This window comes from Kitasatospora sp. NPDC059088, from assembly GCF_042738155.1.
In the GTDB taxonomy this organism is placed as follows: Bacteria; Actinomycetota; Actinomycetes; order Streptomycetales; family Streptomycetaceae; genus Kitasatospora.
The window spans coordinates 1-10,370 of sequence record NZ_JBHYGR010000187.1 but is presented as its reverse complement, the minus strand read 5'-3'; the positions used below and the strand labels follow the sequence as shown (position 1 = coordinate 10,370).

Genomic DNA, 10,370 nt, shown 5'->3' with positions numbered 1-10,370 from the left:
CGTCAACACACCCCCCGCCGCGGCCCCGCGCCCCCCCCCACCGCGCCCCCCGCCCCCCCCGCCGGTTCGGGGCCGCTGCCGGTTCGGCGGGGGCGTCGGCCGGGGGCCCGATTTCGTCGCAGCGGGCCGGTGCGGTTAGACTCGTGAAACTGCTCGGCGAGGGATGTCGTGTGCCCGCTCGACGGACACCGACTCCGTGATCGACGCGCTGCCGTAACGGATTCCGTCCGTCGGCAGAAGTCGTTGCCGCCGAGTGACCCCCGAACGTACTGAGGGTGTGGTCCCGGCGGTTTTTCGCGTTGCCTGCACCCCCGCGCCATTCTTCACGAGGAGTGCAGTCGTGTCCGAGATCCGCATTGCCGCTGAGACCCGTTCCGAGTTCGGCAAGGGTGCCGCCCGTCGCGCCCGCCGCGCCGGCTTCGTCCCCGGTGTCGTCTACGGCCACGGCCACGCCCCGGTTCACCTGAACCTGCCCGGCCACGACCTGATGATGGCCCTCAAGACCCCGAACGCCCTGCTGGTCGTTCCGATCGAGGGCAAGGACGAGTACGTCCTGCCGAAGGCCGTCCAGCGCGAGGCCATCAAGCGCACCATCGAGCACGTCGACCTGCTGCTGGTCAAGCGCGGCGAGAAGGTCACCGTCGAGATCCCGGTCCACACCGAGGGCGAGCTGGCCCCGGGCGGCAACCTGCTGGAGCACGTCCTCAACGCGCTGCCGGTCGAGGCCGAGGCCACCCACCTGCCCGAGTCCGTCACCGTCTCGGTCGAGGGCCTGGAGGCCGGCGCCTCCATCCACGCCAAGGACATCGCCCTGCCGGCCGGCGTCACCCTGGCCGTCGACGCCGACGCCGTCGTGCTGCAGGTCATCGGCGCCCAGGCCTCGCAGGCCGACGCCGACGCCGAGGCCGCCGAGGCCGAGGGCACCGAGGCCTGAGCCTCCGGTACCCCGTAGCTTTCGAACGCTGCCCCGGTCGCTCCCCTGGAGCGGCCGGGGCAGCGGTGCGTCCAGGATGATCGGGATGACGGCGTCGGGCGCGGCGTCGAGCGCGGAGTCGAGCGCGGAGTCGAGCGCGAGGGAGAAGGGAAACATGGCGGAGGAGTACGACGGGCCCTGGCTCGTGGTGGGGCTGGGCAACCCGGGCGAGCAGTACGCCCGGAACCGGCACAACATCGGTTTCATGGTGGTCGACCTGCTGGCGCAGCGGATGGGTGCCAGGTTCAAGGCGCACAAGAGCCGGGCCCAGGTGGCCGAGGGGCGGTTGGCGGGCAAGCGGGTGGTGCTCGCCAAGCCGATGTCCTTCATGAACCTCTCCGGCGGGCCGGTGACGGCGCTGCGGGACTTCTACAAGGTGCCCGCCTCGGCGCTGATCGCCGTCCACGACGAGCTGGACATCGACTACGCGGCGCTGCGGCTCAAGCTGGGCGGCGGGGACAACGGCCACAACGGGCTGAAGTCGATCACCAAGTCGCTGGGCCCGGACTACCACCGGGTGCGCTGCGGGATCGGCCGGCCGCCGGGCCGGATGGAGGTCGCCGACTTCGTGCTGAAGGACTTCTCCTCGACCGAGCGCAAGGAGCTGGAGTGGTTCGTGGACCGCTCGGCCGACGCGGTGGAGGCGCTGCTGTCCGAGGGGCTGGAGCGGGCGCAGGGCACGTACAACTCCTGAAACGGGCGGCGTCTGACGTGACGTCATGCGCACGGTGTGCCGGGTACACAACAGTCGTACAACGCTTGCCCGGTAAACCTGAATCCGTGTGAGAACCCTGTGCGGGATCGGATAGCGTCGGCCCGGTACGCGAACGGGTCCTGGGGAGTTCTCGATGCGCAGATTGCGTCCGGTCCGCCGACTCCGGCGGCTCCGGGTGGTCCGGCTCAAGCAGCTCGGACGACGGGTCGGCACCGCCGGTGCCCTGGGGGCGGCCGGGATGCTGCTGTCCAGCGGCGCGGTGGCGCACGCCGATCCGGTGGCCGAGCCCGATCCGGCGATCACGCCGGAGCCCGCGGCGGCGCAGTTCGCCCCGCTGCTGGGCGAGTCGGTCGGCCCCGACGCGGGGCTGCTGGCGGTCGGCGGCGGCCTGGTGGTCGTGGCCGGCGGGGCGGCCCTGTGGCTCAAGCGCCGGCGCGCGGGCGAGCCCGCGGAGTAGGAACGTACGTACGCAGGGCCGGTGTCCACGGGACGTGGACACCGGCCCTGCGTCGTTCGGCCGGGCGTCAGCCGGTGTTGCGCAGGCCGGCGGCGATGCCGTTCACGGTGAGCAGCAGCGCGCGGGCGCGCAGCGGGTCCTCCGGGCGGCCGGTCGCGACCTCCTCGCGCTGGCGGCGCAGCAGCGCGACCTGGAGGTAGGAGATCGGGTCGAGGTAGGCGTCCCGGACGGTGAAGGTCTGCTTCAACACCGGGTTGTGCTCCAGCAGTTCGTTCTCGCCGGTGAGTCGCAGCACCTCGCGCAGGGTGAGGTCGTGCTCGGCGACGATCTGGTCGAAGATGTGCCGCAGCTCGCCGGGCACCAGCTGCTCGACGTAGTGGCGGGCGATCCGCAGGTCGGTCTTGGCCAGCGTCATGGCGACGTTGGACAGGAAGTTGCGGAAGAAGTGCCACTGGCCGTGCATCTCGTCCAGCACGTCGCCGAGGCCGGCCGCGCGGGCGGCGGCGAGGCCGGAGCCGACGCCGTACCAGCCGGGGACGACCTGGCGGGACTGGGTCCAGCCGAACACCCACGGGATGGCCCGCAGGCCGTCCAGGCCGGCGCCGGAGTCGGGGCGGCGGGACGGGCGGGAGCCCAGGTGCAGCGAGGCGAGCTGGTCGACCGGGGTGGAGGCGAAGAAGTACTTCGGCAGGTCCTCCTGGTCGACCAGGGCGCGGTAGGAGGTGTGGGCGGCCTCGGAGACCCGGTCCATCGCGGCGTCCCAGCGGGCCAGTTCCTCGGGGGCCTGGCGCGGGGCGGTGTGCAGCGCGGAGGCGGCGAGGGTGGCGGAGATGGTCAGCTCCAGGTTCTCCCGGGCGAGGGAGGGGAGCAGGTACTTGTCGGAGATGACCTCGCCCTGCTCGGTGACCTTGATCTCGCCCTCCAGGGTGCCCCAGGGCTGGGCCAGGATGGCCTCGTGGGAGGGGCCGCCGCCGCGGCCGACGGTGCCGCCGCGGCCGTGGAAGAGGCGCAGCCGGATGCCGTAGCGGTGGGCGACGTCGCGCAGTCGGCGCTGGGCGCGGTGGATCTCCCACTGGGAGGTGGTGATGCCGCCGAACTTGGAGGAGTCGGAGTAGCCGAGCATGACCTCCTGGATGTCGCCGCGCAGCGAGACGAGCAGCCGGTAGGAGGGGTCGGAGAGCATCTCGTCGAGGATGCGGTCGGCCTGCTGGAGTTCGTCGGTGGTCTCCAGCAGCGGCACGATGCCGATCTTGGCGATCCCGGCGTGCAGGTCGATCAGGCCGGCCTCGCGGGCCAGCACGGTGGCGGCGAAGACGTCGTCGGCGCCCTGGCACATCGAGATGATGTAGCTCTCGACGATCTCGTCGCCGAAGCGCTCGAAGCCCTGGCGGATGGTGTTGAAGACGCCGAGGGTCTTGGTGCCGGCCTCGTCCAGCGGGGCCGGGGTGGGGGCCAGCGGGCGGCGCGAGCGGAGCTCCTTGGCGAGCAGCTTCTGCCGGTACTCGCGGGGCATGTCGGCGTAGCGCCAGGCCTCCTCGCCGAGCCGGTCGAAGAGCTGGCCGAGGGCGTGGTGGTGGGCCTCGGCGTGCTCGCGGACGTCCATGGTGGCGAGCTGGAGGCCGAAGGCCTCGATGGTGCGGATGGCGCGGGCCAGCCGGCCGTCGGCGATCAGCTCGCCGCGGTGGGCGCGCAGCGATTCCTGGATCAGCCGCAGGTCGGCGACGAGTTCGCGGGTGCCGAGGTAGTCGCGGCCCTCGACGTGCGGGGTGCCGCCGGCCAGCCGCTCGCGGGTGTTCTCCAGCTTGAGCCGGATGCAGGTGGCCTTGAGGCGGTAGGGCTCCTCGGCGTTCATCCGCTTGTAGCGGGGGCTGAGTTCGGGGAGCCGGTGCAGGTCGGTGTTGAGCGAGGCGAGCAGTTCGACCGAGGCGCCGGCCAGCCGCTCGGAGGTGGAGAGGGTGTTGCGCAGGTCGTCGATCGCGGCGAGGGCGTCCTGGATGCCGTACTCGTGCTGGAGGTTGAGGACGTCCCAGGTGACCTGCGGGGTGACGTTGGGGTTGCCGTCGCGGTCGCCGCCGATCCAGGTGCCGAAGGTCAGCGGGCGCACGCCGTCGGGCAGGTTGAGGCCGACCCGGGCGAGCTCCTCGTGCAGTTCCTCCAGCACCTCGGGGACGGCCTCGCGGTAGAGCTCGTCCAGGTAGTAGACGGCGTTGCGGGCCTCGTCGGTGGGCTCGGGGCGGGCGATGCGCAGTTCGTCGGTCTGCCAGAGCAGGTCGATGACCTCGGCGAGGCGGCGGTCGGCGGAGCGCTTGGCGCTGCTGGTGCGGGCCGGGTCGGCGGCGGCCAGGCCGTTGCTGAGCTCCTCGCGGTGGATCCGGTCGAGGAGTTCGCCGATCCGGCGCAGCTTGTTGAGCACGCTGCGGCGGGCGGCCTCGGTGGGGTGGGCGGTGAAGACCGGGCGGACCGCGAGGTTGGCCAGGGTGTCCTGGAGGTGCTTGGGGTCGGCCTCGGCGAGCTGGTCGGCGGTCTGGGCCAGCAGCGAGCCCTCGCGGGCGCGGCGGGTGGCGAACTCCCGGCCGCGGTGCACCTGTTCGGTGACGTTGGCGAGGTGGAAGTAGGTGGAGAAGGCCCGGACCAGCTTGGCGGCCGTGTCCAGGTCGATGTCGGAGAGGAGTTCGGCGGTGGCCTCGCCGTCGGTGCGGCTGAGCAGGCGGACCTGTTCGACCAGGCCCAGCAGCTGGGGGCCCTCCTGGCGGACCAGCGTCTCGCCGAGCAGGTCGCCGAGGCGGCGGATGTCCGCGCGCAGGGCCGAGTTGTCCTCGGCTGCGCCGGCGGCGAGGACGGTGGGGCTGTCCGCCGGGGTGGGGACCGGAGCGGTCACGGCTGGCTCCCTCTGGTGGTGGGGTTCGGCAACGGCTCATCGTCACAGGTCCACGCGCAGTGTGGCGGGTGTGACGCGTGCGGACCGCGCTGTCCGACGCGACCAGCATAGGTGTCGGGGCGGTCGCTGTCCGCGAGGTGGCCGGATGGCGGACAGGGCTGCCGAAAACCACCTGTGGTCTGGACCACTTGAGGGGGGTAGGGGGTGTGCCGGGCAATCCGGGTGGGGAAGGGCGGGGGTTGCCGCTTAACCTGTCACGCATGAGCAAGTCGCCTGGGGAGCGCGTGCCGGTCCGGTCGTTCTGGTGGTGGAAGCGGCGGCGCAGCGCCCTCCTCGACGTCGGGCTGGCGCTGCTCGCCGCGGTCGAGTGCTCGGCCAGCACGATCGCCTTCCTCTCCGCCCGGATGCACGTGAGCGTCCTCGGCATGGCCGGGATCGCCCTGCTCGGCACGCTGGCCGGCGGTTCGCTGGTGGTGCGCCGGCGGTGGCCGGCCGTGCCGGTGGTGGCGACCCTGCTGGTGCTGCCCGGGATGCTGGGCGTGCTGCTGCTGGTGGTGTCGCTGTACACGCTGGCGGAGACCTGGGAGTGGCCGTCCCGGCGCCGCCGGGTGGTGGCGCTGTCCGGGCTGGCCTTCGCCGAGGCCGGCGCCGTGATGGCGCTCCAGCTGATGACCCCGGACGACTCGGTCGCGGCGGAGCGGACCCCGCTGTGGGGCCTGGTCGTGCTGTCGCTGCTGGTCGCGGTCGGACTGACCGTCGCCCCGGTGGTGACCGGACTGTACGTGGGGGCGCGGCGGCGGCTGATCGAGTCGCTCAAGGACCGTGCGCACGGCCTGGAGACCGAACTGGACCTGCTCGCCGAGCAGGCCCAGGAGCGCGCCCGCCGGGCCCGGTTGGAGGAGCGCACCCGGATCGCCCGGGAGATGCACGACGTGGTCGCCCACCGGGTCTCGCTGATGGTGGTGCACTCCGGGGCGCTGGAGCGAATAGCCGTCAAGGACCCGGAGAAGGCCGCGCAGAGCGCCAGGCTGATGGGCGAGGTGGGCCGGCAGGCGCTGAACGAGCTGCGCGAGATCCTCGGCGTGCTGCGGATGGACGACGAACGGCCGCAGGAGCCGGACTCGCTGGCCGTGCTGCCCCGGCTGGTCGACCAGTCCCGGGCGGCCGGGATGGCCGTGACGCTGACCGTCAGCGGCAGCCGGCAGGAGTTCACCGGCGAGGCCGAGCAGACCGCCTACCGGGTCGTCCAGGAGGGGCTGACCAACGCCCACAAGCACGCGGGCGGGGCGCAGGTGTCGGTGCTGCTGGCGTACGCGCCGAACGGGGTGCGGGTGAGCGTGGTGAACGCCTGCCCGGGCGGGGAGCGGGGGGCGGCGCAGCTGCCCAGCGGGGGCAACGGGCTGGTCGGGATGCGGGAGCGGGTGATCGCGCTGGGCGGCACCTTCTCCTCCGGGCCGGAGGCGGACGGCGGCTTCCGGGTCGAGGCGGTGCTGCCGTCCCGGCTGGCCGTCCGCGCGGACCGGCTCGGCCGGCCGGGCGCCGCGGGTCCGGCCTGATCCACGGGAGGCGCCTCAGCCCGGCGTGGACGGGCCCTGGCCGTACGCGCGGCCGTACTCCTCGGCGGTGCGCAGCCGTTCCGGGGCGGTGCCCAGGACCAGGGTGCTGATCGCCTGGTCGATGCCGTGGCCGAGGAACCACTCGCCGGTGTGGTCCAGGCTGTAGACCCGGGCCTCCTCGTCGACGGCCAGCAGCGCCTGCCCGTAGGCCTCCTCGCCGAGCGGGGCGAGCCGGCTGCCCAGGGCCCGGCCGAGGTCGAACAGGGTGCGCGGCTGGTGCAGCCCGCACATCGGGTCGATCAGGAACGAGGTGCGGGCCAACTGGCGGCCGGGGCCGGAGAGGTCGAAGGCGAGGCCGCCGAACTCCGCCCAGGCCTCGACGGCCGCCGGGAACACCGCGTGCGGGACGCCGCCGGGACCGCCGTGCCCGACCAGGGCGTCGGCCCACTCCTCGGCCTGCCGGATCTGCCAGCGGCCGGGGTGCCAGCCGGCCGCCTTGAGCTCGGCGGCGACGTCGGCGGGGAAGCGCGGGCGGGTCCGCCCGGTGGGGCCGGCCGGGGGCGGGGTGCCCGGGGCGAGGGTGGCCGGCGGGGGCGGGGGCGGGCTGGGCGGGTTCAGGGCGTGCTCCGGGGCTCGGGGACAGGGGGCGTACGAGAGGCGTACGGGAGGCGGGCGGGCGTGGGCGTCCGGCGTGCGGACGCTCAGCGCGCCGGCGGTCCGACGGCGACGCTCTGCACCGTGAAGTGCTCCAGCATCGGTGCGCAGGAGCGGCACGGCGGGGCGTGGGTGCCGTGTGCCGGGTCGCCTTCCTCGCGGATCCGGAGCGTCGTCATCCGGGAGCCCTTGAGCGCCTTGCGGGCTTCCTGCAGGCTCATCGGCTTGCGGGCGGCGCGCTTGGAGCGCTTCCCGTCGACCGTGGTCAGGTACTGGGAGAGCAGGACGGCCTCCGGGCAGCGGCCGGTGAACCGTTCGCGGGCCTCGACCGGCAGGGTGTCCAGGAACTCGCCGACCAGCGGGTGCAGGACCGGGCGCCGGTCGTCCTTGTCGCCCGCCAGGGTGTGCACCTCGCCGCCCTTGGGCGACAGCGCGGCGGCGACGGCGGGCAGCAGGCTGTCGCGGTGGTGGCGCAGCACGGGCGGGCCCGCCGGCTCACCGGTGGTCATGCGGTGTCCTCCTCCTCGTTCCTGGCGGTCCGGTTCCCGTTGGCTCCGGTCGGTCCCGGGGCAAGCCTGTCATTCGGTACCGACAACCGCACAACCGGGGTGCGGGGCGGACCGAACACCCGTACGGCCACCGGCCGGCCGGGCACCCGTCCCACCCGCATCCTGGCCGCCCACCGGCCGGACCCGCACAGCATCGTCATGACTTGTCCGTCGATTTACCGAAACCGCCCCCGGTCCGGACCCCGCCCGGTACGGTTCCGGCAGCGAGCCCCGGGAGGGCCCCGGGAGGGCCCCGGGCGGGCCCCGGTGGCAACGGCGACGCCGGGGCGGTGCTCACCGACGACGACGAACTCGCCGCCCCCGTACGGCCGATCGGCGGCCACGGCGCCCGCGACGAGTCACACAGGCCCGGCAGGTAGGGGTCGTGGAGGTGTTGCGGCGGGCCCTGGGTGCGAGGGGTCGGCCGGGCGGGTGACCCAATAGGCTGGTGCCCAGCAAGCGCACCGAGCATTTTGCAGCAGCCAGTGGGGGCTCCCAGATGACGACAGGTCGGCCCGGCGTCACCGCCGCACCGAACGCGGCGTACGCAGGTCAGGTGGTGCAGTTCCCGGACCCGGTCCGTGCCGAGCGGCACCCGGCCGGGGTCCGGGTGGACGAGGCCGGCTACCCGGACTTCGGTCCGTACGCCGCCGCGGCGGCCGAGGTCGCCGACCCGCCGCAGGGCTTCGGCGTGGACGAACTGCGGCTGACCGACTACGTCTCGGCCAACGCCGCCCTGTTCACCCAGGGCCACCCGCTCTGGGCCGACCTGGAGACCGCGGTGGCCACCCCGCCCGGCTGGACCTGGCACCACGCGGTCGGCCGGGCCGCCCCCGGCTGGCGCCGGATGGAGCTCGTCCCGGTCGAGGTCAAGTCCCTGCTGCGCCACCACGGCGGCCTGGCCACCTCGCCCGCCGACCACACCCGCCGGGGCACCCGCCCGCTGCAGGAGCGCCGGCCCGTCCACTTCTCGCTGGCCAAGGACGGCGGCGACCCGATCGGCGTCCCCGAGGACCTGGTGCAGCGCGCCGAGGAGCGCCTCGGCTACCAGCTGCCCGGCGCCTACCGCACCTTCCTCAAGCTCGGCGGCGGCCGCGGCCCGGTCGGCGTCGCACTGGACACCGAGCTCGGCATGCTGCTCGACCAGCCGTTCCTCACCCTCACCGAGGAGTACGGCACCGAGGACGTCGTCTACGCCAACAAGTGCCTGCGCGACCACCTCACCAAGGACTACCTGGGCATCGCCTACGCGCAGGGCGGCCTGATCGCGCTCAAGGTGCGCGGCGACCGGATCGGCTCGGTCTGGTTCCACCTGTACGACGACGCCCGGGACTCCGGCGGGCCGGAGGCCCCCGAGGAGCGCTGCGCCCGGCTGCTGCTGCCCTGCGGGGACGACTTCGACGCCTTCCTGCTGCGGCTGGCCGGCAGCCCGCCGGAGCTGGAGACGGTCGCGGAGCTGATGGTGGACGGCGGGTTCGCCCGGGCCGTCCCGGTGGACTGACGTGAGCGCGGGAACGGCGTTGAGGGAACGAGTGGGGACGACGGGGACAGGGGTGAACCGGGCGTGGTGACGTACGCGCAGGCGCAGGAGCTCGCCGAGGAGTGGGTCAACGGCGGGGTGCCGCACGGGCAGCAGCGCGAGGTGCGGGTCCGGGAGTTCGACCTCGGCTTCGTCTGCTGGGCGGTCTCGCCCGCGGACACGGCGGGTGGGCCCGCCGCCGGTGCCGACGGCGGGGCGGGTGCGGGCGGGGCGCGGCTGGTGATCGCCCGCGACTCGGGCGCCAGCACGCTGTGGCCCGCGCTGCCCGTCAACGAGGTGGTCCGGCAGTTCGAGGAGGTGTACGGGCGGCCGGTCGCGGCCAACCCGGCCGGGGCGGCGAAGCCCGCACCGGGGCCGGTGGAGGCGACCTCCTTCCTGCTCAGCCCGCCGCAGTGGCTGCAGGAGGCGGGAGCGGCGGCGATCGCGGCGGAGGCCGAGAAGCTGGGGGGTGCCGCGGCACCGGCACCGGCTCCGGCTGTCGCGCCCGTACCGGTCGCCGCGCCCGCGCCTGCCGACGTGCCGCCCGCGCCGCTGCCGCCCGCGCCCGTACCGGTGGCGCCCGCCGTGCTGACCGAGCCGCCGGTCTCCGCGCGGCCCGCCGGGGACGCGCCGACCATGCTCGCGCCGCCGCCGGGCGAGGACCCGTTCGCCGCCCCGCTGCCGCCGAGCGCCTCGACGCCGCCGCCCGCGCCGGTCGCGGCCGAGGCGGCGACCGTGCTGATGCCGGAGGGCCTGCGTACCTCCGGTTCGGACCTGCCCGAGGCGCCCGCCCCGGCCGGGGCCGAGGCCGCGACGATGCTGATGCCCCCGGGCGGCGGCCACGGCCTGCCGCCGGTCGGTGCCCAGCCGCCGGTCGCCCAGGCCCAGGCCCAGGCCCCGGCCGCGCCGCCCGTCGCCCCGCCCGCTCCGGTCCCGGTGCCCGCCCCGGCCGCCGAGCCGGCGCCGACGCTGCTCGCGCCGCCGGACGCCGTGCCGGGCCTGATGGGCCTGCCCGGCGCCCCGGCAGCCCCGGCCGCCCCGCCCGCCGCCCCGGTGGAGCAGGCGCCCAC

8 protein-coding genes and 1 pseudogene are annotated in these 10,370 nt (G+C 74.6%); 6 read left to right on the top strand and 3 right to left on the bottom strand.

What is annotated here, in order from left to right; all coding sequences use genetic code 11:
* Positions 1-340: 340 nt before the first annotated feature.
* The 3 genes from ACFWXO_RS42010 (at position 341) to ACFWXO_RS42000 (ending at position 2,145) form a co-directional block, all read left to right on the top strand.
* Positions 341-934 carry a 50S ribosomal protein L25/general stress protein Ctc gene (locus ACFWXO_RS42010; protein ID WP_375892701.1) on the top strand — a complete coding sequence of 198 codons (594 nt, stop codon included), beginning with the start codon at positions 341-343 and terminating at the stop codon, positions 932-934.
* A gap of 154 nt (positions 935-1,088) precedes the next feature.
* Positions 1,089-1,667: an aminoacyl-tRNA hydrolase gene (gene pth, locus ACFWXO_RS42005; protein WP_375892700.1), complete on the top strand. Its 579-nt coding sequence runs from the start codon at positions 1,089-1,091 to the stop codon at positions 1,665-1,667.
* 154 nt (positions 1,668-1,821) lie between these two features.
* Positions 1,822-2,145, top strand: coding sequence for a hypothetical protein (locus ACFWXO_RS42000; protein WP_380531671.1), 324 nt, complete (start codon positions 1,822-1,824; stop codon positions 2,143-2,145).
* A gap of 67 nt (positions 2,146-2,212) precedes the next feature.
* Here ACFWXO_RS42000 and ppc read toward each other — a convergent pair whose 3' ends face one another.
* On the bottom strand, positions 2,213-5,023 hold the full coding sequence (ppc, locus tag ACFWXO_RS41995) for a phosphoenolpyruvate carboxylase (protein ID WP_380531668.1): 2,811 nt from the start codon (positions 5,021-5,023) through the stop codon (positions 2,213-2,215).
* Positions 5,024-5,283: 260 nt separating this feature from the next.
* On the opposite strand from ppc, the gene ACFWXO_RS41990 reads away from it, so the two are divergent.
* Positions 5,284-6,579 (top strand): sensor histidine kinase, encoded by a 1,296-nt coding sequence (locus ACFWXO_RS41990; RefSeq protein WP_375892695.1) that lies wholly within the window; start codon positions 5,284-5,286, stop codon positions 6,577-6,579.
* 15 nt (positions 6,580-6,594) lie between these two features.
* On the opposite strand, the gene ACFWXO_RS41985 is transcribed toward ACFWXO_RS41990, so the two are convergent.
* Both ACFWXO_RS41985 and ACFWXO_RS41980 read right to left on the bottom strand, forming a co-directional pair.
* Positions 6,595-7,197, bottom strand: coding sequence for an SUKH-3 domain-containing protein (locus ACFWXO_RS41985; protein ID WP_380531677.1), 603 nt, complete (start codon positions 7,195-7,197; stop codon positions 6,595-6,597).
* Positions 7,198-7,280: 83 nt separating this feature from the next.
* Positions 7,281-7,742, bottom strand: a complete 462-nt coding sequence (locus tag ACFWXO_RS41980) for a YwqJ-related putative deaminase (protein ID WP_375892694.1) — start codon at positions 7,740-7,742, stop codon at positions 7,281-7,283.
* A gap of 538 nt (positions 7,743-8,280) precedes the next feature.
* On the opposite strand from ACFWXO_RS41980, the gene ACFWXO_RS41975 reads away from it, so the two are divergent.
* Both ACFWXO_RS41975 and ACFWXO_RS41970 read left to right on the top strand, forming a co-directional pair.
* On the top strand, positions 8,281-9,282 hold the full coding sequence (locus tag ACFWXO_RS41975; protein ID WP_375892692.1) for an SMI1/KNR4 family protein: 1,002 nt from the start codon (positions 8,281-8,283) through the stop codon (positions 9,280-9,282).
* Between the two features lie 63 nt (positions 9,283-9,345).
* A pseudogene (locus ACFWXO_RS41970) lies at positions 9,346-10,370 on the top strand (hypothetical protein); the annotation flags it as partial.